Below are 25,059 nucleotides of genomic sequence, written 5' to 3' on the forward strand. Positions count from 1 at the left end.
ACTAGACTTCTTCTTGGTAATCAAAACCAAGTTCTTCAGCCAATTTGGAATAACCTTCCTGCTCTAAACGAACAGCTAAGTCTGGGCCACCTGAGGCCACTATTCGCCCATCCATCATAACATGCACCACATCAGGCGTAATGTAATTCAACAAGCGTTGATAGTGCGTAATAATCATAGCTCCAAAATCTTCACCACGCATGGCATTAACACCTTTAGATACCACTTTCAGCGCATCAATATCTAATCCAGAGTCAATTTCATCCAGTAGCGCAAAAGTTGGCTCTAGCATCAACAATTGCAAGATTTCATTGCGTTTCTTTTCACCGCCAGAAAAGCCTTCATTCAGATAACGCTCGGCCATTTCCTCTTTCATATTCAGCAATTCCATCTTTTCGTCCAATTTCATGATAAAATCACGAACAGAGATTTTTTCGTCGTCTTCTTTACCTGCATTCATAGCTGCTCGCAAAAATTCTGCATTGGTAATACCTGGAATTTCACTTGGGTACTGCATAGCCAGAAAAAGCCCCATGCGAGCTCGTTCATCCACATCCAGTTCTAAAATATTGACACCATCAAAGAGAACTTCTCCCTCGGTTACCTCGTAATTCGGATTTCCCATAATCGCTGCTGATAAGGTGGATTTCCCCGTACCGTTTGGTCCCATAATGGCGGCAATTTCTCCTGTTTTAAGAGTCAGATTGACTCCTTTTAAGATTTTCTTTCCTTCAATTTCTACATGGAGGTCTTTGATTTCTAACACAGACATGGCAAACTTTCCTTTCTTCATATCCATAATCTACCTTACCAGTATAGCAAAAAAAAGCCAAAAAGGCTTTTATTTTGTTTAAGTGCGAGTCTACTTCTTTTTTCTATTTCTGAACTTTGTTCGGATTTCTTCCCGATAAGCAGAATTTCCGATAAAACGAAGGATATTGAGCAGCGGTGTTCGATTTGGCCCCAGAACACCAATTAGTTCTACCAAAAGTTCCACTCCAAAAAGTAGCCCAATAATTAACAGTGTCCCACCAATACGGCTCGAAACATTTAGCAAAAGAGAAATCATGGCAAAAATCATAGAAATGCCATAAATAACCAAGACTGTCCCACGATGTGTTAAGCCCAAGGATAACAGCCGATGATGAAGATGCCGCTTGTCTGGTGTGTAAAACTTTTGCCCAGATAAAGTTCGACGGACAATCGCTAAAAAGGTATCTGTAATCGGCACACCCAGAATAATCATCGGAGTAATCACAGCGACAGCTGTCGCATTCTTCAAACCTTGAAGTGATAAAACTGCAATCATAAAACCGATAAACAGCGCTCCTGTATCTCCTAGATAAATAATAGCTGGATGATAATTATAAGGGAAAAAGCCTGCAATAGACATGACCAAGACGAAAATAGTTAAGGTTAGAAAAACATTGTGATCTGGCAAGAAAAAGTAGGAAACAATCCCCATTGTCACCAGCGAAATAATGGATACGCCACTCACTAATCCGTCCAACCCGTCAATCAAATTAACAGCATTGGTAATCGAAATAATCCAGATAACGGTTAAGATGAAAGACAACCAAGGAGCAAAGTGCAGCAGCGGCCCACCAAAAGGAATTTTAAAATGATTCAAACGGAAATCCGTCAATAGCCAAATCAAACTGGCAGCTAACACAATTCCTGACATCTTGGCTAAGGGCTTCAACTCTTTTACATCGTCAATCAATCCTGTCAGAGCAATGATTCCGCCTCCTAAGACAACAGGCCAAATATAATCAAAATAACTTTTTCCATGAAAGGTCGCCTGTACAATCATCGGCATAAAAACAAGCGTAGCAACCGAAAAAGCAATGACAATGGCTAAACCGCCACTGCTTGGCATCGGTTTTTTATTGATCCTCCGAGCATTTGGATAATCAACTGCGCCTATCTTAAATGCTAATAGACGCACCAAAGGTGTGAGAATCACACCGATGAAAAAGGTTCCAAGCAACACCAAAATGAATTTTAAAGGGAAGGGAATCATAAGCATTTAACCTTTTTAAGACTGGCAACCGCCTCGTTGACAAGCAATAAATAACCGTGCTCTTGCAAAACAGCTCTCGTCACATCCGTGTCTTCTGCATGTTCACGCATAGAGGCAAGGAGCCAAGCTGGATAACGCTTCGGGTGTCCCTCAATATCCACCAGAATTGTCAAATAATAGTGATCGTCCATTTTGTACAACTCCGAAGTATTGACAGCATAATCTACTGTTTTAGAAAAAATAATTGCTTCTTTCAGGCTGGAAAATTTCAAAATGTAATAGATATATTTTTGTGTGAGCTCGTCACTATTTTCATCTTGTTCTTCCATATCAGAAGTGCTTGTGTTATCGTCTGCTTCCGCCGTTTCCAAAGAACGAACAGTCTCCATATCATCTTTACTTTTCTCAAAAATATTTTTTTCTAATGTCTTTAAAAATTCATCTGGAGACATTTGAGACAGCTCTTCTACATCTGGCAAATCCGCCAAATCCTCGAAGTTCAGATTCTTATCAATCTTAGACTTGGTGACAAACACATCCAGTCGGTCTGGTTTAGGAGTTACACGAAAACTGAGCATACCGTTATCCAAAAAACTCTCTGGCATTTCCAACTCATCTAAAATTGCATAGAAAAACTCTTCTGTCTTTTCTTGCGGAACAAGAAAATCTGCCATCTCCATTCCACGTTCTTCTAAATCTTCTAATTTTATTGTGATCTTAATCGTTGTATCACTAATTTGCTTCATTTCCATCGCATTACCTCATACTTCTAGTCTTTTCATTATACTAAAATTTCGGTTTTTTTACAAAAAATAGACAACCTCATTTTCTTTTACCAATAAAAAACTCAACAAAAACTGTTGAGTTTTGAATACCTAAATTGTCAAATTAAGTTAGACTTTTCAAGTAACTCAGAAAAACTTGGTATGGTGTTTGATAATTCAAAGACTTCCTAGGAATTCTATTTCTTTTATCAGCTATAACTGATAAATAATTTTGAGAAATATTCGTAAAATCCATTTGTTTCGGTAGTCCATTTCGTCTTAATAAGCCATTAGAATGTTCATTGAGACCTCGTTGCCCAGGACATCCTGGATCTGCAAAGAAAATATCAATGTCATGTACATTCGAAATAGATTTCCAATTAGAAAATTCTTTCCCACAATCAAAAGTGATCGACTTAAAGAGATGGCTGGGAACTTGAGACAACCATTGATTGATGGAGGCCTCAATATCGCTTGCTTTCCGTCCATTGGTTTTCAGTGTGATGATGGCTTTTGAGCAGCGTTCTACTAAGGTAATGACTGCACTTTTGTGTTTTTCTCCCACAATTGTATCCCCTTCTAGATGACCGAATTCTGTCTTAAAATTAGGATAACTGTCTGCTCTCTCACGTAAATCTCTGCGAAACGCTTGTTTTCCTCGTTTTTCGCTATGACCATTTGGTTTTCTTTTGCCTTTCCAAGGGAGATCCTCTTTCTTTAAAATACCACGGTCTGCTAGTCGATAGAGAGTTCTCATAGAACAAGAAATCCTATCTGGATAAGTTCCTTTAATGACATCAAGGCTCCAATTTTGTTCTAAATGAGTTTGGATAAAATCTTTTTCTGATTGCGTAAGACTTGTTTTATTCCTGCCACAACGTTTCTTATTGACTTTATAACGGTTATAGTAATCATATGCAGAGTGCCCCTCTTTCAGATAGTTGATGACATTGTAGATTGTCTGTTTTGATCGGCCAAGTGAAGTCACAATATCTGAAACTTTTATGTTTTCTTGATAGTAAGCCTCTATCATTACGAGCTCGTTTGTGGTAAGATGAGTATAGGTCATTTATGTTAGTTCTTTTCAGACAAATGTGGTGTTTATCTGAGCCTAACATAGATGGCTTTTTCTGTCTAGCTTAATTTTACAAATTGGGATACTTAAAAAATAGCTTTAAAGATTCCGTACACGATAAGCAAAACACCGAGCCCGATACGATATTTCCCAAAGATTGTGAAGTCGTGCTTTTTCACATAGTCTGTCAAGAAGCGAATGACATAGAGACTGACCCCAAATGCAACGCCCATTGCTACAAGCAGCAAGAAGAATTGCCCAAATCCAAGTGTGTTTCCTTTGATAATAAATTTCAAAATCTTCCAAGCACTGGCACCAAACATAACAGGAATCCCTAAGAAGAAAGTGAACTCTGTCACCACAGAACGACTGGTCCCATTCAAAAGCCCACCCACAATGGTTGCTCCTGAACGACTTGTTCCTGGGAAAAGCGACAATACTTGAAATAGCCCAATGTAAAGCGCTGTTTTATAAGGCAAGCGATCTAAGCTGGTAATTGTCGGTTCTACGTTTTTATTGCGTTTTTCCAGTAAAATGAAAGCTACACCGTAGATAATCAACATACAAGCGACAGAAATGAAGTTATAAAAATGTGCATCAAACCAATCATCCAAAGGTAAGCCAATAATGGCAGCCGGCGCAGCTGCAATCACTACTTTTGCCCACAATTGCCATGTTTTCTGCACTTCACGCGCTGTCTTTCCCGGTTTAAATGGATTTAATTTATCAAAATAAATCACTACAACCGCCAAAATCGCTCCTAATTGGATAACGACATTGAACATTTCCATAAAGGCAGCATTCTGATTTTTATACTTGATAAACTCCTGTATCAAAATCAAGTGACCTGTGCTAGAAATAGGCAACCACTCTGTAATTCCTTCCACAATCCCAAAGATGATGGATTTTAAAATTTCAATGATAAACATTTTCTTCTCCTAAGGCTGATTTGTTTCATTATAGCATAATTTCAAGTGAGAGAATAGAGGCACTTTTTAAAAAGCACCTCCTCCTCCGCCTCCACCACCACCAGAGAAGCCGCCACCGCTACTTCCACCTGATGAAACAGAGAAACTGCTAGCCGAATTAGCTGCTGCCCCATAGCCAACAAAAGCATGTGAGCTCGCATGGAAATCATACACCATATCCTGATAAACAAAAGCATTCATCGATGGATTATCAATTGTGATTTTTCGTAGTTTCATGGTCTTGGTCACCTTATCTGCACAATTAAACATAGCAGCATAAACCAATAATCTGTTCCACAAAATCACTCCCTCTACTTCTGTATCCTTTAAATGAGCAATCTCATGCAGCATATTAGCAAAACTCTTCCAGTAATAATAGTTTTCTGTCCCTTCTTCATTTAAGACGCCATCACGCTTCACCATTTTGCATTTTCTCAAAAGGTAATACAGCATTCCGCCGGCAATGAAGAAGCTAACTACAAATTGATAAAATACGAGTCCATACTCCAAGAAAATCCAAGCTAAGATGACAAGAGAAGCAAATACAATAAGATTCATAAGGAGCATTGAAAGATATAAACACAAGAGCTCCTTTTTAGCAACAGGGCGATAATTATTTGGCAATTGCTCACGCTCAATAATTTTATGTATATTTTCTGTAATAAGTTTTAAATAGCATTTTAATAGTTTTCTCACTCTATTGCCCGCGCTACGAACAGCTTTCTCGCCACTATTATATATCTTATCGTCAATTTTAAAATCTGAAAACAAATTTTTTACAAGCAACTGCTTATTGTTTCCCATAGCCATTTTTAAAAATTCTTTTTCAAAATCAGCTAAACCCTTATCTGTCACTCTTTGTAATTTTGGTTGTTTCATATCATCTGTAAAAATAAGATTCCCTCTGTCAATCAAATCTAGCAAAGTGGCTTGTACAAGATTTTCAAATTTCAAAGACGTTGCTTGCTTCTCCGTTGGATCCAGCTCTGTCAAATCTACCGAATAAACATTGGAAGCGATGACCATTGGTGGCAAATCTTGCGGTATTTCGTATAGACGAGCACGCTTAGGAAACGTTACACGGGGTTTTATAGCGAACTGAAAGAGGCCATAAAAAGTTAGACTAATCAGACCAACTAGCACAAAAGCAAGTGGTAAGTCCCAGTCTACTAATCTCTGATATTTTTTTGTACTGGTAGCAACTTCCTTTTCAACTTGACGAAACTCTTGCAACCGATTGCGTTTTGTAACAGCTAAACTATTTTCAGGAACAGTTACTAGCGATCGATCCCAATATGCATGAAATTCTAAATTTCTATTTTTAGCAATACTAGCGACACGGATCAGATAGCTATCTCCCTCTCGTGTCACTTGAGCTGGCTTCATAAAATAACCCGTGTGAGCATACAATTCAGTCTGTTGTGAAGTAGCTGAAGGAGTAATCCGAAATTCTACATTATTTAATTTTTTATCCCAATCACTGATTGGAATCCAGTGTAATTCTACAATATCATTGTAGACAAACAGCATATTTTTCAGTTTCCACGTAACCGCAATGGTCACACGATCCCCTTTATTGCCAGCATTATAAATTTTATATTTATAGCCACCTGCAATATACTCTTGAACAGCAGTAATATCATTCTTAGGTTGTCCATTTCTTAAAGCTAGAATCGTCTGCTTTCCTTCCACATCAAAGCCCAGAGGAACTTTACCAGATGTCCCCAAAGTAATGATTTGTCCTCTGTAGCCACTTGAGAAATGGTAAGTGACTGTTTCAACAAATGTCGCTGTATTATCAGAATGAATCTGCAAATTCCCTTTGTAGGATTCAATATCATAACTCACCGCCAAGACTCGTTGACTGAAGAACAAACATGAGAAAAAAATTATGATACTCCAAAAAAACTTTTTCATCTAGCAATCTCCTTATACTAATTGCCTTTATTATACCATTTTTTCAAGTAAGGGTTTCCCCAATATTGAAAAGCATGTCATTTTTCGGTACAATGAAAGGAAGCTATTTTTAGATGAGGAGAAAATATGAAGAAATTATTCTTATCTCTATTTGCACTTCTGCTGCTTAGTTTCGGATTTGCAAATAGAGCTCAAGCCGATGAATACTTGCGAATCGGAATGGAAGCGGCTTATGCACCGTTCAACTGGACGCAAGATGACGATAAAAATGGTGCTGTCAAAATCGAAGGCACCAACCAATATGCTAACGGTTACGATGTCCAAATCGCCAAACAAGTCGCAAAAGCATTGGGCAAAAAACCGTTAGTGGTCAAAACTTCTTGGAATGGATTGATTCCTGCATTGACATCAGGTAAATTAGATATGATTATCGCTGGAATGAGTCCAACTGCCGAGCGAAAAAAAGAAATCGCATTTTCCAATAGCTACTACACCAGTGAGCCTGTGGTACTAGTCAACAAAGACGGATCCTATGCCAATGCAAAAACGTTGAAGGACTTCAAAGGAGCAAAAATCACTTCTCAACAAGGTGTCTACCTCTACAATTTGATTTCCCAACTGACAGGCGCTAAGCAAGAAACTGCAATGGGCGACTTCGCTCAAATGCGCCAAGCACTTGAGTCAGGAGTGATAGACGGCTACATTTCTGAACGTCCCGAAGCCCTCACAGCAGAATCCGCTAATTCAAAATTTAAAATGATTCAGTTCAAAAAAGGTTTTGAAGTTAATGAAGAGGATGCTACGATTGCAATCGGAATGCGCAAAAACGACAATCGTCTAGAACAAGTCAATGCTGCTATCGCTAAAATCAGTGCCAAAGACCAAGTCGCTTTAATGGACAAGATGATTCAAAACCAACCTGTTGAAACTGACACCAGCAAAGATAAAACTACTTTCTTTGGACAAGTGACAAAGATTCTGAAAGACAACTGGCCCCAATTTCTGCGCGGAGCTGGCTTAACCCTTATCATTTCCATTACTGGTACAATTGCAGGGCTCATCATTGGTCTCTTAATTGGTGTTTACCGCACCGCTCCTACAGCCAAAAATAAAGCTCTCGCTCTTTTACAAACTTTATTCGGTTGGTTCCTGAATGTCTACATCGAAATTTTCCGTGGAACACCTATGATTGTTCAATCTATGGTTATTTACTACGGAACAGCACAGGCATTTGGAGTTTCCATTGATCGTACAATCGCAGCCATCTTTATCGTTTCCATTAACACGGGTGCTTATATGAGTGAAATTGTCCGCGGAGGAATCTTTGCTGTTGATAAGGGGCAATTTGAAGCTGCAACTGCTCTGGGAATGACACATAACCAAACCATGCGCAAAGTTGTCCTTCCTCAAGTCGTGCGCAATATTCTACCTGCTACAGGGAATGAATTTGTCATCAATATCAAAGATACTTCCGTACTGAATGTTATCTCCGTTGTTGAACTTTATTTCTCAGGAAATACTATTGCCACCCAAACTTACCAATATTTCCAAACCTTTACGATTATTGCCGTTATCTACTTTGTCCTAACATTTACGGTAACACGCATTCTCCGCTATGTAGAACGCCGTTTTGACACAGATGATTACACAACGGGCGCTAATCAAATGCAAACGAAAGGAGTAAAGGCATGAGCGATACCATTTTAGAAATCAATCATCTTAAAAAATCCTACGGACAAAATGAAGTCTTAAAAGACATTTCTCTCACTGTCCACTCCGGCGAAGTCATTTCTATCATCGGAAGCTCTGGTAGTGGAAAATCTACTTTCTTACGCTCTATCAATCTCCTTGAAGAGCCAAGTGGAGGAGAAATCCTTTATCGTGGTGAAAATGTACTAGAAGAAAACTATAACCTCACTCATTACCGTGAAAAACTCGGTATGGTGTTCCAAAGCTTTAACCTTTTTGAAAACCTTAATGTTCTTGAAAATACCATTGTCGCACAAACAACTGTTCTCAAGCGAGAACGAGCAGAGGCCGAAAAAATCGCCAAAGAAAATCTTGAAAAAGTTGGCATGGGGCAACCTTACTGGCAAGCCAAACCAAAACAACTCTCTGGCGGACAAAAGCAACGGGTTGCTATTGCACGTGCCTTATCCATGAATCCAGATGCCATTTTATTTGACGAGCCAACCTCAGCGCTTGACCCTGAAATGGTCGGTGAAGTGCTGAGAATAATGAAAGACCTTGCTCAAGAGGGCTTAACCATGATTGTTGTCACGCACGAAATGGAGTTTGCGCGTGATGTCTCCAATCGTGTTATTTTCATGGACAAAGGCATCATTGCTGAAGAAGGCAAGCCTGAAGACATTTTTACTCACCCTAAGAAAGAACGCACAAAAGAATTTTTACAACGTTACTTACGATAATCCACAACCGACGGGAGTGGGACAAAAATCGGTAATTTCGAAGAAATTTGATTTTGTCGTCCCACCCCCGCACAGTTGAGTAGGGCTGTAAAGGTTGATTTATCAACCGCATAGAACCCACTCACCACTGAGACTTGCAAGAAACTCATAAAAATCTGACGAGGTTAAGGACTTTTGTCCCAGTCTCGTCTTTATTTTCTCTTCAAAATCTTTAAGAAGTCAATTGAAAAACTAATTTTTATTCAAACAAAACAGAATGTTTGAATACACATTCATTAGAACATTTTCTTGTTAAAAATAAAACTCTAATTTTTAAGAATATTTTTTAAAATAGATTGTATTGTAGAAAGCGGTTTATCATTTTTCTGTAAAAATATTCATTTTTAAAAATTAGATAGATAACGAATAAATAAACTTTCCACTTTATAATTATTTGTTATTTCCATATAAAATCATACTATTTTACAATTGCAAACAGAAAAAAGCAGGCTGATAGCCTGCTAAAAATACAACGATTAGCTTTCAAACTTTTCGTGGTTTTTATCGTAAAAATCAATCAATCCAAGAGCGGTTTCAAATGAAATATTTTTCACTTTAGCACGGCCTTGAGCAAGGGCAATGATAGACATTTCACGAGCGTTCGTTTCTTTACTGATGCGATAACCCGTGATTTTCTTATCACGAACCCAGCTAACAACTGATTCTACTTTTTCAAAGTTAGATTTAGCCATTTCCTTCTCCTATTTTATTATTTCTAACTAAATATTGTAAAGGTTTTTGTTTGTTTTGTCAACGGAAAAGGATGCCTATTTTGATGAATAAAGCAATTCAGAATATTCTTTATTTAGCTTTAAGTGCTGATAATATTTGTGTTCGAATACTTTCCACTCCGTCAGGATTTGCTGGTAGGAAAATTGTATTATTTCCCTTATTGTCTGCAAAATTATTCAACGTGTCAAGGTATTGGTTGGTTAAAAGAATGGACATGATTTGTTCTTCCTTCAATTCAACATTCGCACCTTTCAGCTCTTTGATAGAATCTGCCAAACCATCCACAATCGCTTTCCGTTGCTCTGCAATCCCTACCCCATGAAGGCGGTCTTTTTCCGCTTCTGCTTCTGCGGCAGTTACAATTTTAATTTTATCAGCTTCAGCCAATTCTTGAGCAGCAACACGTTTCCGTTGGGCAGCGTTAATCTCGTTCATTGATTGCTTGACTTCTGCGTCTGGCTCAACCTTGGTAATTAAGGTTTTTACGATGATATAACCGTAAGTAGACATTTCTTCTGCTACCTGTTTTTGTACTTCAAGTGCAATTTCATCTTTTTTTTCAAACAATTCATCCAATGTCAATTTAGGAACAGATGAGCGCAAAGCATCTTCAATATAAGATTTGATTTGAGCTTCTGGACGAATCAATTTATAGTAAGCATCTGTTACGTTATTTTCATTAACACGGTATTGTGTAGCAACATTCATCATGACAAATACATTATCTTGTGTCTTCGTTTCAACCACAATCTCACTTTGCAAGAGGCGCAATTGCACACGCGCTGCGATATGATCAATACCAAATGGCAAACGCAAATGAATTCCACTATTACTTAACTTTTGATATTTCCCAAAACGTTCTATAATCGCTACAGACTGTTGACGAACAACATACAACGAACTAAAAAGAACGATAATAAGGACGATAACAACAATCGGCATTACTAAAAATAACATAATATAAAACTCCTATCTTCTTTTTCAAGATTATAACATATTTAAAAAAGTTTATCAAACAAAAGCGATAAAAACTAGTTAAATCACTATGTTAAATTTCTCTTTAATATCTCACAATATCTAGTTTAGATCCAACCATTTTCTTGCGCAATTCGAACCGCTTCCAATCGATTTTCCGCTGCTAATTTCGTTAGAATGCTTGACATATAATTACGAACGGTACCATTTGACAGATAAAGCTTTTGAGCGATTTCTTTGCTAGACAGACCTCTTGCTGCCGCTTGCAAAACCAAAATTTCTTGATTGGACAAGGGATTTTTACTTGTCATCATGACTTCCATCAACTCAGGAGAATATTCTTTTTTTCCGCCTAACACAGTATGAATCGTTTTCATAAGGTCGGCTATACTGCGTTCTTTTAAGACATAAGCATCTACATCTGCTTTAATCGCTCGCTCAAAGTAACCAGGACGTTTAAATGTGGTGACAATAACAACTTTGACAGTTGGCTGCTTCTCCTTGACCCATTCCAACACATCCAGACCTGTTTGCTTAGGCATTTCCACATCTAAAATAGCCACATCTATCTTGTGAGATTGCAACAGAGTCATTGCCTCCTGCCCATTAGAAGCCTGATGAACCGTTTCCACGTCTGATTGCAGTTCTAGCAATTGGCACAGAGCATCTCTTAGCATGCTTTGATCTTCGGCGACTAACAATTTCATTTGAATCCCTCCATTGGTAAGTTTATTCGAATCTTAGTTGGCTGTTTACAGCTTAAAATCTCTACTTGTCCAGACAATGATTCCACACGCTCCCGAATAGAATGCAACTCTTTTCCTGTGGCAATTTTGAAACCTTTCCCATTATCCTCAACATCTGCTATTAACCTATTTTTTTCAAAATACAGATGAATTTGGCAACTGCTTGCTTGAGCATGCTTGATGATATTTGTTGCTAATTCTAGTAGAACCATACTTAAGCTTGATTGAATATTCGGTGCGATGCTAGCAATATTGAGTTGATGCTGTACTTGTACCCGAATCCCACTCATTTCCAGCATAGCCTGAATAGTCACTAACTCCTCATCCAAGGTTCGTGTTTTTAGATTATCAATAATCCGTCGCACATCTGCCATAGACTGCTTGCTAATTTCATGCACTTCCTGCAATTCTTTACCAGCTTTCTCATAGGATTTCATTTGAAGAAACTGTTGTGCTAATTCTGTCTTGACACTGAGCATAGCAAATGTATGTCCTAGACTATCATGTAGGTCTCGTCCAATACGATTGCGCTCATTTTCAGCTAGAAACAGATTGAGTTGAGCATTCTGCTTTCTTTTTTCCTCCTGAAGCAATTCAGCCACCTGCATGCGATACAATCCGAAGGTCAATAAATCAGCAAATAAAAAGGTCGCAATCAAAAATATCAGATAAGATAAATCACTCGGATTTCTAAGAAAAATAGAAAACAGAATGATTGGCTGTAAGGTAAAAAAGGACCAAAAACGCCAAGATTTAAATGGAATTTCATTAAAGTGATAGATTAGTAGATTTGATAGATAAAAGATGTACCAAACAAAACTTGGATTTAACCAAATAGAACTATAAAAAATGTAGGCAATCATTATCCACCAAGACAGCCACTGGTGAAACGGATGATTATCGAGTAGAAGATTGTAATAAGCTCCGATAAAAAATGCTGTCCACAACAAGAGCAAAAGCGAGTAGTCCCCGCTGATGACCCCCGCTATTGGAAAAACAATAAAAACTAAAGCAATATGAAACAGATAGTGAATATTTTTTAGTTTTTTCCACATAAATTATTTTACCTCAATCCGTTTTTTGAGTTGAAGAACCACTAGGCTGACACCAACTGTGTAAACCAGAACAATCAGTGCTGCAATGGCATTAAACTCGCGATGTTCCAAATAAGAAGATACAATCTGCATGAGTTGATAACTAGGAGTCAACTTACCGATTGATTGGAGCCATTTTGGAAACATGGTCAAAGGAAACCAAAGACCACCCAGGACTGCCAAAGCCATATAGGCAATATTCCCCACAACAGACATAAGCTGAGCGCTGGGAAGCAAACTCACTAGTACTCCCATAGCAATGAAAACCAAACTTCCAAACAAAATAATTAGGGCGATGATTAACCAATCCATTGCAGGAAGATTGACTCCACGAACAAAATGTCCAACAGAAAATACAACGACTATGGAAAGAAGGAAAGTCAGTAAAGCACTGAAAAGTTTGGATATATAATATTCTATCATAGAAACAGGTGAGTGTTGAAGCATTTTTTGCCAATTATTAGTTTTATCAGACTGCAAGGTGCTTGGAATACTAAAGAAAGCACTGGACATAATACTAAAAACTGTCATAGAAAAGAGATAGGTTTGGAGTACAAGTGTAGGGGTGGCACTCCCAGACATCATACCTGAGAAAATCAGATAAAAGACACTAGGCAATCCAATAGATAATAGATAATAAGCCGCTTGGCGCTTCATTAAAATCAATTCAACCTTCATTAAACTTCTCATATTTTTCATGATACATCTCCTTTTACTCTTGCGTTGTCTCAAAAATACTATCCAATAGTGTCCGGTTGCGCACTTCTACTTCCTCAATCGTACAACCATTCTCTACCAAGACTTGCCACACTTGACCAGCCTTTCTAGTTGCAAAGGAGAGAGCATTTTGCTTGATTTCAATTTCGGTCACTTCAGGTAACCTTTCCAAAATAGCTTGGTAAGAAAGCGGAATAGTAAAGTGTTTTTCTTGTTCTTCGCTGCGCATAGCGTAAGGCGTCGTATCACGAATCAATTCACCCTTATGCAAAACCAAAATCCGATCTGCTGTATGCTCTACTTCCTCAATATAGTGAGAAGAGTAAATAATGGTCACACCCTTTTGCTTCAATTCATCCACAATTTCCCAAAAATGCTGCCGAGTGGAAGTATCCATAGCAGAAGTCGGCTCATCTAAAAAGAGAATTTTAGGTCGGCCAATAAGAGCTAAAATAAAAGAAAACAACCGTTTTTGCCCACCAGATAATTTGCTGGCTAGCTGATCTTTTTGCTTATCCGTAAATGTCAAAAGGGCATCAACTTCTTGATTAGTTAAACTACGTGGGTAAATACTTTGAAAAAAGTTCAGTAGTTCTTTTACCTTCAAATCTGCCACAACTGTATTTTCTTGTGGTAAAATGGCAACAATCTGCTTTAATTGCTCATCTGTTGGCTTTAATCCTCGAACACTAGCCTGCCCACTTGTAAGAAACTTATCACCTAGCAAACAATCCATGAGCGTGGTTTTCCCAGCTCCATTTGGACCAATCAACGCCACACATTCTCCCTCGTTAATAGTAAAAGAGATATCTTTCAAAATTTCTTTCCCACGAATCTTTTTAGATAAACGGTTCACCTCAATCAGCTTCATCTTTTTCTCCTCATTATTTTTATTGGTGGAAATGCAACACATACAGAAGTCCTAGCAATTGGCTCAGGAAGTTTCTGGTCAACGATTAGATTACCACAAAGTTACTTGCAGCAAGAAGAATAAAACAGGTTGTAGACTTGGTTTATAACTCTACATTTCCTCTTGTTACTTTCATTATATCTCAACTCTTTTATCGCCACTAGATGATTTTGTCATCGCTCAACATGACAAATGTCATAAAAAAGACGATTCCATCGAGTCGCCCTTCGCAATAATTCTTCTGTTTTATTCAACACTAAAAAGGTATGGATAAACTGGCTGTCCGCCATTATGTATTTCTACTTCTACATCTTCAAATTTTTCAGTAATATCTTGCGCTAGTTCATTAGCCAAGTCTTCACTACCGTCTTCACCGATATAAATCGTTACAATCTCACTATCTACATCTAGCATTTTGCTAAAAGTTTCATTCAATGTCGTCAACATGTCTGGATTGGAAACAACAATTTTTCCATCCACCATACCAAGGTTATCGTTTTCATGAATTTCAAGACCATCAATCGTTGTATCACGAACAGCTGTCGTCACACTACCACTGACAACATCAGCAAGAGCAGCCGTCATACGATCATGGTTGTCTTCAATGGATTTGCTTGGGTCAAAAGCTAACAAGCTAGTCAAACCTTGCGGAATCGTTCTTGTTTCAATCACTACAGCAGGTTGTTCTATCACTTCAGCCGCTGATTGCGCCGCCATGAAAATATTTTTGTTGTTTGGCAGAATAATGATATGACGAGCATTCACATGTTCAACAGCCTTGATGAAATCTTCTGTTGAAGGATTCATCGTTTGCCCGCCAGAGATGATATAGTCCACACCTTGTGCCTTAAAGATATCTGACAATCCTTCTCCTGCAACTACCGCAATAATAGCATATTCTTTTTCTTCTGTTGGCTGGCTATTTTCACGTTCTTCTTTTTCAACCTGCGCTTCGTGCTGATTGCGCATATTATCTACTTTGACCTTGACAAGGCTTCCGTATTTCAATCCTTCTTGCATGACCAGACCAGGGTCTTCCGTGTGAACATGAACTTTTACGATTTCATCATCGTTTACGACAAGAAGTGAGTCGCCCAGTTCATTCAAATAGTTGCGGAATTCATCATAGTCAAATTCTTTTACATACGTTGGACCTTTTTTCAAGGCTACCATGATTTCCGTACAATAACCATATTTGATGTCTTCTGTTGCCACATGACTAGCTACTGACTTATGGTGTTCTGCATTGATCATTTCTGTCATAGTTGCAGGCGTTGCTTGAAATTCTTCAGACGCAATATATTCGCCTGTTAATGCTGACAAAAAGCCTTCATAAATGAAAACAAGACCTTGACCACCAGAGTCCACAACACCAACTTCTTTTAAGACCGGAAGCATGTCAGGTGTTTTAGCAAGAGCCACCTTAGCACTATCAAGAGCTGCTTTCATGACTTCAACAGCATCATTAGTCTCTTCTGCTTTTTTCTTGGCACCAATTGCAGCTCCACGAGAAACCGTCAAAATCGTTCCTTCAACCGGCTTCATCACAGCTTTATAGGCCACTTCCACTCCAGACTGAAAAGCAAGGGCTAAATCTTGTCCTGTTAGCTCTTCCTTTTCTTTTACACTTTGAGAGAAACCACGGAAAAGCTGAGAAGTGATAACGCCAGAATTTCCACGCGCACCCATTAAGAGCCCTTTTGCAAAAATTCCAGCTACCTCACCAACAGTAGAAGCAGATTTGTCCGCAACTTCCTTTGCACCATTTTCAATGGTCATTCCCATATTGGTACCTGTATCACCGTCTGGCACAGGAAAAACATTTAAAGAATTGACATATTCAGCCTGTTTATTCAAACGAGTAGATGCAGACTGCACCATTTCTTGAAATAAACTAGTAGTAATATTTGACACGATTATTCTCCTACAACTTTAATATTTTGGATATAGACATTTACTGTTTCGGCAGTAATTCCAAGCTGATTTTCAAGACTGAATTTCACACGTTCTTGAATATTTTTAGACACTTCACTGATCTTGGTACCATAGCTCAAAACTGTATACACATCAACAGCAATGCTACCTTCGTCCGTGGTCTTTACTACAACGCCTTTCGCATAATTTTCTTTGCCTAATAAAGCTTGGAAATTATCTTTAATGGCATTTTTACTGGCCATTCCGACAACACCAAAAATTTCAGTTGCTGCCCCACCAACAATTGTCGCAATGACATCATCTGTCAGTTCGATTTGACCATCTTTTGTATTGATTTTTACAGTCATAGTTTCTACCTCAAAAGTATTTTATAGTTTATTTTACCATATTTTACGCGGACTGTAAAAGAGAGAGTACATAATTAGAAAGGATTCAGTCAATGTTGGGGATTTTCCTTGTCGTAAAAAATCTATTTTCTTATGCAAAAAGAAAAAGGACCCCAGAGGTCCGATTCTTCATAAATTAAACGCGTTCAACTTTGCCTGATTTAAGGGCACGTGCTGAAGCCCAAACTTTCTTAGGTTTACCATCAACTAAGATTGTCACCTTTTGAAGATTTGGTTTCACAGTACGTTTTGTTTGGTTCATTGCGTGAGAGCGGTTATTTCCTGATACAGTTTTGCGACCTGTAAAGTAACATACTTTTGCCATTGATACTTGTCCTCCTGATTAGTTTCACGGGTTTTATACCACATACCGTAAGATTTTATCACAATTTCTATGATTTTGCAAGACTATTTTCTCTATATTTCAAAATTTAGCCAAGGCAGTCCAATCCATCAGTCTTAAATATAGATAATTCCCAAACGACCGAAAGATACATCTCCCTTTACATAGAGGGTCTTGTCTTTCTCATTGATGTTACGGGGATTGGTAACTGTGCCAAAAGCATTGTCTACGTCTAACTCCACACGCCAATTACTAGGCACATATAACGTTGCATTCCCAAAAGATACATCAACATCAAAGGTAGCAGAATCGCCTTTTATCGTGGCATTATCAAAGTAAACTGTGGCATTACCAAAGGTACAATCTAGCGTTTCATAAGTAAAATCTTCTGAATTGATGTAGCGCGTACCACTTCCAAAATTGATGTCTCCATTTATAATGCGGTGAGTATTTGAACCACGATAAACGCCCCAAATCCGTTTTGGTTTAAAAATCAATCCAATACCAATAGAAGCCAGAATCCCTGCTAAGAAAATCGTTCCAGATGAGATTGGCAAAAAGTGATAGCTACTATTTGCAACGATTAAGGAAATAATGGCTAAAATAACCCCACCAGATAAATTTCCTCTCCAAAAATTTTCAATCGCAAAGTAAGCAAATCCAAGCACAACGAACATCGGCCAAAAATTGAAATCAATAAGCGGAATACCAAAATTTCCTTGTAGTAGCACCCAGCCTGCCAATACCAAAAGCCCCATTCCAAACAATGTTTTTCTCATAATATTTACCTCATTTCACTTAATTTTTCTTTTAAAAATTGAAAATAATGCCGAGACACATGCACTTGTTTATGAGTATCATAAAAGCGAATGCTACTGGTCCCTGAAAAAGACTTTTCCAACGAATAAATTGCTTTAATATTCGTAATCGTTGACTTAGAAATACGGCAGAAATAGCGTGGCAAGCATTCTTCCAGCTCATACAATTTCAGCTTTACTTCATAAGCATTATTTCGAGCATGTGCAAAAATCTTATTTCCCTCTGTCTCAAAAAAGAGAATATCCGCTAAATCAACATAGTATTCGCTCGTATCTTTGTAAAAAAGAATAGACGGCTTAGCAACTTCTTCCAGAGAACGCTGAACGCGCTCTATCTGCTCATCAAAGCGAGGTGCCTTAATGACAATTTCTGCTTCTTCCAGATTAGAATCTAGCTCAACTCGAATTTTCATAAACGCTCCCCTCGTTTTTCTTTATTTTATTATAACAATTGGTTCGTGAAATTCAAGCGGTTTTCAGTAAGTGGTTCATTTCGAGACGCAAGTGGTCGTGAAATCTGAATAACTTCTTTGCTTTTTCATAAGCTAATCAGATTCTAGCACCTTTTTACGCAACATTGCTTAATAGACAATAAACAAAAAGCCTTCAAATCACTGTTTGAAGACCTTCAATGATGCCGATTATAGGGCTTGAACCTACGACCTACGCGTTACGAGTGCGTTGCTCTACCAACTGAGCTAAATCGGCATTCAACACATTCTTATTCTAACACGTCAAATTTTTTTGTCAAGAAGTTTTTAGGAAATTTTCTTGATTAAAACCATGCAGGGATTATGTGAATCCCACAGCCGAGGGAAGATTTCTAATTTTTTAAAACCTTGAGCCTGATAGAAAGCATTCGTTCTATCGTAGGTTGGATAATGACCCGGTGCCACTGTTTTGACTTGTAAATAGTCAACCTGTTATCTTGCTGCCATTTCCAAGACCTTCACTAACTTTGATCCAATCCCTTGCCTATGATAGTCTTTCTTGATAGCTAGGCAGTCAATCTCTGCACAGTCTTCACTAGAATAGGACAAACTAATAAAACCAAGCGGATCATCACCTTCATAAGTTCCCCAGACATGAAGTTTCCCAGCCGCCTCAATATAGGCTTGAGTACTATCTGGAATACCAAACCACTCTGGTAAATCAGACAAAATCTCAGCTGCAATCGCTAACTTCTGCTCCTCTTTCTTGATTTCTTTAATCTGAGCCATTTCTCTCTCCCATTCCTGCCAACAAATTTTTATCTTTTATGTATTCAACAATCAACAAAAATCCCGCACAAGGCGAGATTTTCTTGTTGATTTGGTAAGCCTAATTAAGCTTTACCTTCTGAACCAAATACGTCGATACGTTCTTCAACAGCTTCTGTAATTGCTTCAAAACCTGGTTTCAAGAATTTACGTGGGTCAAAGAGTTTCTTCTTATCGTATTCTGCTTCGTTTGCTTCGTATTCAGCAACGAATTTACGAGTAGCTTTTGCAAAGGCAATTTGACATTCAGTGTTTACATTTACTTTAGCAACACCCAATTTGATAGCTGCTTGGATTTGGTCATCAGGAATACCTGAACCACCATGAAGTACGATTGGGAATCCAGGGACAGCTTCTGTCAATTTTTGCAAGTGGTCAAGGTGAAGACCTTTCCAATTAGCTGGGTATGGTCCATGAATGTTACCAATACCTGCTGCAAGGAAGTCAATTCCAGTTTCAACCATTGCTTTTGCATCTTCGATTGGAGCTAATTCACCGTCACCGATGATACCATCTTCTTCGCCACCGATTGTACCAACTTCAGCTTCTACTGACACGCCATTTGCATGCGCAAACTCAACAACTTTGCGAGCTTTTTCAAGGTTTTCTTCAACTGGAAGATGAGAACCATCAAACATAACTGAAGTGTAACCAACTTTGATACATTCAAGTGCATCTTCATAATGACCATGGTCAAGGTGAATAGCAACTGGTACAGTAATTCCCATTGATTCTACAAGGTTTTCGATGAGAAGTTTACATACTTTGTAACCGCCCATATATTTAGCAGCACCCATAGAAGTTTGGATAAGAACTGGAGCTTTTTTAGCTTCTGCTGCACGCAAGATAGCTTGAGTCCACTCAAGGTTGTTTGTATTAAATCCACCAACTGCATAACCATTGTCACGAGCTGCTTGGACAAATTTTTCTGCTGAAACGATTGCCATTAGTATTAGGCCTCCTATTTATTTTTATGGGTTTTCCCATTTACATTGTTTATTTTATCACTTTTTAGGAAAAAATACCAGTGTTTCCTAATTTTTTAAGCGTTTTCTCTTATAAAACAAAATTTCCTGCCTCACAGTTCAAAATGATAAAAGATAAATTGCAAGAATAAGTGCAACATTTATTCGAACTCATCCTCTAGAGCTTCACAAGCAGTTCTGTAAGCTAAACATTTTCGTGGTCGGTGATTGATATCATATAAGGCCTTGTTCAAAGCCTCATCAGAGATAGCGGCTAAATCTGTTTTCTTTGGGAAATATTCTCTTAGTAAGCCATTGGCGTTTTCATTGCTTCCTCTCTGCCAGGATGAATAGGCATCCGCAAAGAAAAAGGAAATTCCTAAGTTTTCTACCATAGGATAGCAAGCAAACTCTTTTCCTCTGTCTGAAGTGAAGGTTTTAAGAGCCTCTTTTGGAAATAGCCTACAAAGTTGTTCGATGGCTGAAAACATGGATTTGGCAGTTCTGTCTAGTATCTTGAAAGCTAAGTAAAAGCGCGTTTTTCGCTCCAGAAAAGTTGCTAAACACCCCTTGCTTTGGCCTCTGGGAGACACTACAGTATCGAGCTCCCAGTGACCAAAAGTTTTACGATTCCTGACCTCTTTAGGACGTTTGGCAATCGACGTACCAATCCTAAATGTTCCACGTGTTTCTTTGGGTTGTCGAGTTTTTCCTTTACGACGAAGGACGCTCAAATCCAGATAATCAAACCAGCATAGAGCCAGTTATAGATAGTTTTAAAAGTTACCATTGGCTTTTGTTCAAGCTGATAGCGACCACAAATCTGTTCGGGCGACCAGGAGGATTTTAAACCTTCCTCAATTTCCTTTTTCAACTTTGGTGTCAAACAAGACTTCCGACCTTTTTGTTTGGCCCTGCGATCGTACTCTTCCTGTGCTAAGACTGCGGAATAACCATTTTGGCATCGTCTTAACTCTCTTGAAATAGTAGACTTATGGACGCCAAGTTTATTTGCAATTTGGCAAGATTTCAAACCTAATTCCAAGTAAGTTTCTATCTTTATTCGGTCGGTTATGGTAAGATGGGAGTAGCTCATAGTTTTTCCTCGGGTTCTGTTTGTGTGGTTACTTACAGTTTACACCAATGAAACACTATGAGGTTTTTTGTTGCACTATATTTTACAATTTATCAAAACAAAAAACTGACCGAAGCCAGCTTATCTCATGCGGAGAGAGGGACTTGAACCCTCACGACCTAAAGCGGTCACAGGATCCTTAGTCCTGCGCGTCTGCCAATTCCGCCATCCCCGCGATTGAGTACTTTACTAGTATAACAGGACAGCTAAGGCTTGTCAAGAAAATTTTGACTTTATTTCAAAAAATCAACTTTCTACTCAAGTAGCAAGACTGGGAAATCTAAGCGAAAATAAAGCTAAGACAGGAACACAGAAAACTCAGTGCTTCTGAGTCGCAACAAAGACAGCCACAGTTTGGTCGGGATCGTATTTTTCAAAGTCAATAGTGTAGTCCCGATGAAGCTCACCTGTTTCTTCTGCCTGCCAAATCCTCTGCCAAGCATGAAGAACCGCTTGAGAATCCTCCTTATCCGCTTCAAACACTTGATAGGTCTGCTCAGAGGTATCAAAATCATAGAGTTCCCCATCTGTCAAACGGCAGATAGAGAGACTGTAGTCTCCTTTGTAATCACTAGCATAATCATGATAGACAGCATAGACTGGTTCCCCTTGGGCAAAAGCTTCTTTCACAGCCCCCTCTTGTTCCTGCCAGAGAGCTTGGATTTTTTCTATACAATGCTCATCTTGAAAATTATTAGTACGAATACTAGCTAAAATGTTTAGAAACATCTTCTTCCCTCCTTTTGTTTTTCATTATAATATTTCTCTAGAAAAATCGCTTATCCTAGAAAAAGCAAGTCTATCTCTCCTGGCTCTTCCACTGCTGTGACAAAGGCCGTATAAAGACCTTCAGGTCGGTTCGGGCACCTGGAAAGATCTGGGTGATACTGACAGGCCACAAAGAATTTGTTTTCTGGGATTTCCACTATTTCGACCAAGCGATTGTCTGGTAAAACTCCAGAAAATACAAATCCGGTTGCCTCAAACTGCTCGCGGAAAGCATTGTTAAACTCATAGCGATGGCGATGACAACGTTGCACGATTTCTTGATAGTCATAATCTGCCGCTGCTTTAGAATTGCGCTTAACCTTAGAAGGATAGAGCCCCAGTCTCAGCGTTCCACCCAAGTCCTCGACATCAATCTGATCACGCATGAGGTCAATGATTGGATACAATGTGTCTGGATTAAGCTCCGCTGAGTTGGCATCTGCCAGTCCTAGGACGTGACGGGCGAATTCAACACAGGTTAACTGCATACCCAAGCAAATGCCCAACATAGGCACATCCTGCTCACGCGCATAGAGGATTGCCTGAATTTTACCCTCAGTTCCTCTCTGACCAAAACCAGCTTATCTCATGCGGAGAGAGGGACTTGAACCATCACGACCTAAAGCGGTCACAGGATCCTTAGTCCTGCGCGTCTGCCAATTCCACCATCCCCGCGATTGAATACTTTACTAATATAACAGGAGAGAAATACCTTGTCAAGAAATTTTTTGAAAAAGTGAGGCATCCAATCAATAATCCTAAATGTTGATGCTAGGTAACATTATTAAAAAGAACTTGAATGATAGCCCATTTCGTACAAAAAGAAATTTCTATGAAACTTAGTAGCCATAGAAATTTCTTGTACTTATTTCACATGATTTTCATAGTTATCTTGTGCTTTTTTATTAGAGATTTCTTTTTCTTTTAGCCATTTCTTTTTAGCACTTTCGTATTCTTTTGTTGTTACAATTTTGTCTTGCAATTTGACATATTTAAAGTAATTGCTTGAGCCTCCTTTGATTCCAACTAATGAATAAGAACGGCTAAATGGAACTGTTTTCGTCACAGACGGCGTTCCTCCAAGAGAAAGATTGGGCATTGTTAAACCGCTATCAATCAACCACGCTTGCGCTTCGGCATATTTTTCATAGCGTGTAGCTTCATTGGTTTCAGCATTTGCTTCTGCTAGCATCTCTGTATATGTGTCCAGTCCAACTGCCTTAATCTTATCATTTTCTTGACCTGGTTCCAAACCGAAGTTTTGTAAACTACCACCATTTTTTGTATTCAATGTATCTAAATAAGTAGATGGGTCTTGATAGTCACCAGACCAACCACCATTATACAGATCATAGTCCTTTTGAGCAGCTGTATTAGCAAAATAACTGATATTATTTAATTCATCTGAACTCATTTGTTGAATATCAATGACAACATTTTCTGTGCCCAAGACAGACTCAACAGATTGCTTCATGGAACTTTCCCATTGAACACCAGTTTTACTTGTCTGACCAGCCGGTACATCTAAGTGTATAGGGAACTGAACACCCTTTGCTTGCAATTCTGCTTTAGCTTGAGCAAACTTCGCCTTGGCTTTTTCTGGATTGTAATAAGCATCTTGTGCATCGGCCAAATTCATATTTGACCATTCTGAGCCATAGTTTACCAATTTAGAAGACACAACATCACCAAACGTTTTATCACCGATAGAAACAAATGTTGGTGGCACGAGTGTGTTCCGCAATACCTTTGTCGCTCCGTCTTTCCCATTACTTTGTGCACCATAAGAAGTACGATTATAGGCAAAGTTGATAGCTTGGCGGAAAGCTTTATTTAGCACCGCTTCTTGTGTCGCAGCCTTTTGAGCATCTGTTTTCTTAGATGTATGGTTGTAAGACTGACGATTTAAGTTAAAGTTATAATAGTAGCTGGTCGCATCTTGCAAACTATAGATGATATTGTTAGCATATTGTTTTTTAACAGAAGCAAAACTAGAGCTATTTGGATATAGACGAGCTGCACTATAGGCACCATCTGTGAAGTTACGGATAAGGGCTTCTTGGTCAGATCCGTCATAATATGTCAATTTAATGTTATCCAAATGAACATTCTTTTTATCATAGTAATGAGGATTTTTAGCAAATTCCATAGAAGACTTGGCTGTCAGAGACTTCAATAGATAAGGACCATTGTATAGAATGCTGGTTGGTTTTACAGAACCAAAATTCTTTCCTTGTGATTTCAAGAAATCTGCATTGACTGGGAAGAGGATATTATTGGTCGTTTTTGAATTCCAATAAGTCTCTGCACGGCTGAGTGTATACTGTACTGTATAGTCATCTAGAGCTTTTACTCCAACTGTTGAAAAATCTTTCGTTTCCCCCTTGATGTAAGCATCCAAACCTTTGACAGAATCTTGAACGAGGTAAAGGGCTTCTGATTTATTATCTGCGGCGTATTTCAAACCAGTTACAAAGTCTTGCGCTTTTACATTTGCGTACTCTTCACCTTCTGATGTGTACCATTTAGCATCTTTACGTAATTTATACGTGTACGTCAAGCCATCTTTGGAGACTGTCCATGACTTAGCCAGCGACGGAACTAAATTTCCGTATTGGTCATTTTCCAATAATCCATCAACTAAGTTAGTCACAACATCTGATGTTGTCGCACGGTTCGCCATCAGATAATTTAGCGTATCTGGATCTTGTGTATACACGTATGAATAAGTTGATGTGCTAGAAGCTGACTTGCCACAGCCTGATAATAGGATTCCAGCACTTAGCACAACTCCTGTTGCAATAATCCATTTTGATGATTTCATAGATAAACCTCCTCTAATGTCACATCTTATTACATTGAATATTATACCGAAATATTCTCAAAAAGTAAAGAGCTGTTTTTGACAGAAAATATTATTTATTCAAAATACTAGTTATTTTCTGCATAATATGATTAAAATAAGCCACAAAATACATAAAGAAACAAAAATAATAAATTCTATTTTTTGATTCAAATTGAATAAACATTCTTTTAAAGTTAAAAAATAAGCTATTTTACT

The 25,059-nt window shown here is 38.4% G+C and carries 22 protein-coding genes, 3 tRNA genes and 3 pseudogenes; 2 read left to right on the top strand and 26 right to left on the bottom strand.

Features of this window, described 5'->3' with window-relative positions; all coding sequences use genetic code 11:
* Window position 1: 1 nt before the first annotated feature.
* The 6 genes from sufC to ABKA15_RS07575 all read right to left on the bottom strand — a co-directional run bounded on the left by sufC (window position 2) and on the right by ABKA15_RS07575 (window position 6,747).
* Entirely contained in the window at window positions 2-772 is a 771-nt protein-coding gene (gene sufC / locus ABKA15_RS07550; RefSeq protein WP_049514506.1) for a Fe-S cluster assembly ATPase SufC, read from the bottom strand.
* A gap of 90 nt (window positions 773-862) precedes the next feature.
* Window positions 863-2,029 (bottom strand): MraY family glycosyltransferase, encoded by a 1,167-nt coding sequence (locus ABKA15_RS07555; protein ID WP_003028442.1) that lies wholly within the window; start codon window positions 2,027-2,029, stop codon window positions 863-865.
* Window positions 2,020-2,775 carry an adaptor protein MecA gene (mecA, locus tag ABKA15_RS07560; RefSeq protein ID WP_049514496.1) on the bottom strand — a complete coding sequence of 252 codons (756 nt, stop codon included), beginning with the start codon at window positions 2,773-2,775 and terminating at the stop codon, window positions 2,020-2,022. The genes ABKA15_RS07555 and mecA overlap by 10 nt, the downstream gene beginning before the upstream one ends.
* A 136-nt stretch (window positions 2,776-2,911) precedes the next feature.
* Complete coding sequence (locus tag ABKA15_RS07565) at window positions 2,912-3,856, bottom strand: IS30 family transposase (protein ID WP_350015336.1); 945 nt, start codon at window positions 3,854-3,856, stop codon at window positions 2,912-2,914.
* 92 nt (window positions 3,857-3,948) lie between these two features.
* Complete coding sequence (locus ABKA15_RS07570; protein ID WP_049514707.1) at window positions 3,949-4,791, bottom strand: undecaprenyl-diphosphate phosphatase; 843 nt, start codon at window positions 4,789-4,791, stop codon at window positions 3,949-3,951.
* Window positions 4,792-4,857: 66 nt separating this feature from the next.
* Complete coding sequence (locus ABKA15_RS07575) at window positions 4,858-6,747, bottom strand: DUF2207 domain-containing protein (protein WP_350015337.1); 1,890 nt, start codon at window positions 6,745-6,747, stop codon at window positions 4,858-4,860.
* A 126-nt stretch (window positions 6,748-6,873) separates the two neighbouring features.
* On the opposite strand from ABKA15_RS07575, the gene ABKA15_RS07580 reads away from it, so the two are divergent.
* Together ABKA15_RS07580 and ABKA15_RS07585 are read left to right on the top strand one after the other, a co-directional pair.
* Window positions 6,874-8,439 carry an ABC transporter substrate-binding protein/permease gene (locus ABKA15_RS07580; RefSeq protein ID WP_049514704.1) on the top strand — a complete coding sequence of 522 codons (1,566 nt, stop codon included), beginning with the start codon at window positions 6,874-6,876 and terminating at the stop codon, window positions 8,437-8,439.
* Window positions 8,436-9,176 carry an amino acid ABC transporter ATP-binding protein gene (locus ABKA15_RS07585; protein ID WP_003031085.1) on the top strand — a complete coding sequence of 247 codons (741 nt, stop codon included), beginning with the start codon at window positions 8,436-8,438 and terminating at the stop codon, window positions 9,174-9,176. The genes ABKA15_RS07580 and ABKA15_RS07585 overlap by 4 nt, the downstream gene beginning before the upstream one ends.
* 515 nt (window positions 9,177-9,691) lie before the next feature.
* On the opposite strand, the gene ABKA15_RS07590 is transcribed toward ABKA15_RS07585, so the two are convergent.
* From ABKA15_RS07590 to ABKA15_RS07685, 20 genes and pseudogenes are all read right to left on the bottom strand, one after another.
* Entirely contained in the window at window positions 9,692-9,907 is a 216-nt protein-coding gene (locus ABKA15_RS07590) for a hypothetical protein (protein ID WP_049514702.1), read from the bottom strand.
* Between the two features lie 109 nt (window positions 9,908-10,016).
* Window positions 10,017-10,904, bottom strand: a complete 888-nt coding sequence (locus tag ABKA15_RS07595; RefSeq protein ID WP_186832770.1) for an SPFH domain-containing protein — start codon at window positions 10,902-10,904, stop codon at window positions 10,017-10,019.
* 125 nt (window positions 10,905-11,029) lie between these two features.
* Window positions 11,030-11,629 (bottom strand): response regulator transcription factor, encoded by a 600-nt coding sequence (locus tag ABKA15_RS07600; RefSeq protein WP_186832771.1) that lies wholly within the window; start codon window positions 11,627-11,629, stop codon window positions 11,030-11,032.
* Window positions 11,626-12,723: a sensor histidine kinase gene (locus ABKA15_RS07605; RefSeq protein ID WP_186832772.1), complete on the bottom strand. Its 1,098-nt coding sequence runs from the start codon at window positions 12,721-12,723 to the stop codon at window positions 11,626-11,628. Before ABKA15_RS07605 ends, ABKA15_RS07600 begins: the two co-directional genes overlap by 4 nt.
* 3 nt (window positions 12,724-12,726) lie before the next feature.
* Window positions 12,727-13,461, bottom strand: a complete 735-nt coding sequence (locus ABKA15_RS07610; RefSeq protein WP_003043605.1) for an ABC transporter permease — start codon at window positions 13,459-13,461, stop codon at window positions 12,727-12,729.
* A gap of 13 nt (window positions 13,462-13,474) precedes the next feature.
* The gene (locus tag ABKA15_RS07615; RefSeq protein WP_022525422.1) at window positions 13,475-14,350 is read right to left on the bottom strand and encodes an ABC transporter ATP-binding protein; all 876 of its coding nucleotides are present in this window, start codon (window positions 14,348-14,350) and stop codon (window positions 13,475-13,477) included.
* Window positions 14,351-14,635: 285 nt separating this feature from the next.
* Window positions 14,636-16,303 (bottom strand): DAK2 domain-containing protein, encoded by a 1,668-nt coding sequence (locus ABKA15_RS07620; protein WP_049514696.1) that lies wholly within the window; start codon window positions 16,301-16,303, stop codon window positions 14,636-14,638.
* Window positions 16,304-16,305: 2 nt separating this feature from the next.
* Window positions 16,306-16,671, bottom strand: a complete 366-nt coding sequence (locus tag ABKA15_RS07625) for an Asp23/Gls24 family envelope stress response protein (protein ID WP_003031118.1) — start codon at window positions 16,669-16,671, stop codon at window positions 16,306-16,308.
* A 175-nt stretch (window positions 16,672-16,846) separates the two neighbouring features.
* On the bottom strand, window positions 16,847-17,035 hold the full coding sequence (gene rpmB / locus ABKA15_RS07630; RefSeq protein WP_003025909.1) for a 50S ribosomal protein L28: 189 nt from the start codon (window positions 17,033-17,035) through the stop codon (window positions 16,847-16,849).
* A 134-nt stretch (window positions 17,036-17,169) separates the two neighbouring features.
* Window positions 17,170-17,832 (bottom strand): membrane protein, encoded by a 663-nt coding sequence (locus tag ABKA15_RS07635; RefSeq protein WP_049514694.1) that lies wholly within the window; start codon window positions 17,830-17,832, stop codon window positions 17,170-17,172.
* Window positions 17,833-17,837: 5 nt separating this feature from the next.
* Window positions 17,838-18,284 carry a LytTR family DNA-binding domain-containing protein gene (locus ABKA15_RS07640; protein ID WP_049514692.1) on the bottom strand — a complete coding sequence of 149 codons (447 nt, stop codon included), beginning with the start codon at window positions 18,282-18,284 and terminating at the stop codon, window positions 17,838-17,840.
* 222 nt (window positions 18,285-18,506) lie between these two features.
* A tRNA-Thr gene (locus tag ABKA15_RS07645) sits at window positions 18,507-18,579 on the bottom strand.
* 50 nt (window positions 18,580-18,629) lie between these two features.
* A pseudogene (locus ABKA15_RS07650) lies at window positions 18,630-19,091 on the bottom strand (GNAT family N-acetyltransferase).
* Window positions 19,092-19,195: 104 nt separating this feature from the next.
* Entirely contained in the window at window positions 19,196-20,077 is an 882-nt protein-coding gene (locus ABKA15_RS07655) for a class II fructose-bisphosphate aldolase (protein WP_003025917.1), read from the bottom strand.
* A gap of 179 nt (window positions 20,078-20,256) precedes the next feature.
* Window positions 20,257-21,191, bottom strand: a pseudogene (locus ABKA15_RS07660) (IS30 family transposase).
* 128 nt (window positions 21,192-21,319) lie between these two features.
* Window positions 21,320-21,405, bottom strand: a tRNA-Leu gene (locus ABKA15_RS07665).
* Window positions 21,406-21,548: 143 nt separating this feature from the next.
* Entirely contained in the window at window positions 21,549-21,959 is a 411-nt protein-coding gene (locus ABKA15_RS07670; protein ID WP_003073787.1) for an effector binding domain-containing protein, read from the bottom strand.
* A 50-nt stretch (window positions 21,960-22,009) separates the two neighbouring features.
* Window positions 22,010-22,576 (bottom strand): annotated as a pseudogene (locus ABKA15_RS07675) (gamma-glutamyl-gamma-aminobutyrate hydrolase family protein); the annotation flags it as partial.
* 11 nt (window positions 22,577-22,587) lie between these two features.
* Window positions 22,588-22,673: transfer RNA gene (locus ABKA15_RS07680), tRNA-Leu, on the bottom strand.
* Between the two features lie 190 nt (window positions 22,674-22,863).
* Window positions 22,864-24,822 carry a peptide ABC transporter substrate-binding protein gene (locus ABKA15_RS07685; RefSeq protein ID WP_350015338.1) on the bottom strand — a complete coding sequence of 653 codons (1,959 nt, stop codon included), beginning with the start codon at window positions 24,820-24,822 and terminating at the stop codon, window positions 22,864-22,866.
* Window positions 24,823-25,059: the final 237 nt, after the last annotated feature.

It is taken from the genome of Streptococcus sp. KHUD_010 (assembly GCF_040207525.1).
GTDB lineage: Bacteria > Bacillota > Bacilli > Lactobacillales > Streptococcaceae > Streptococcus > Streptococcus hominis.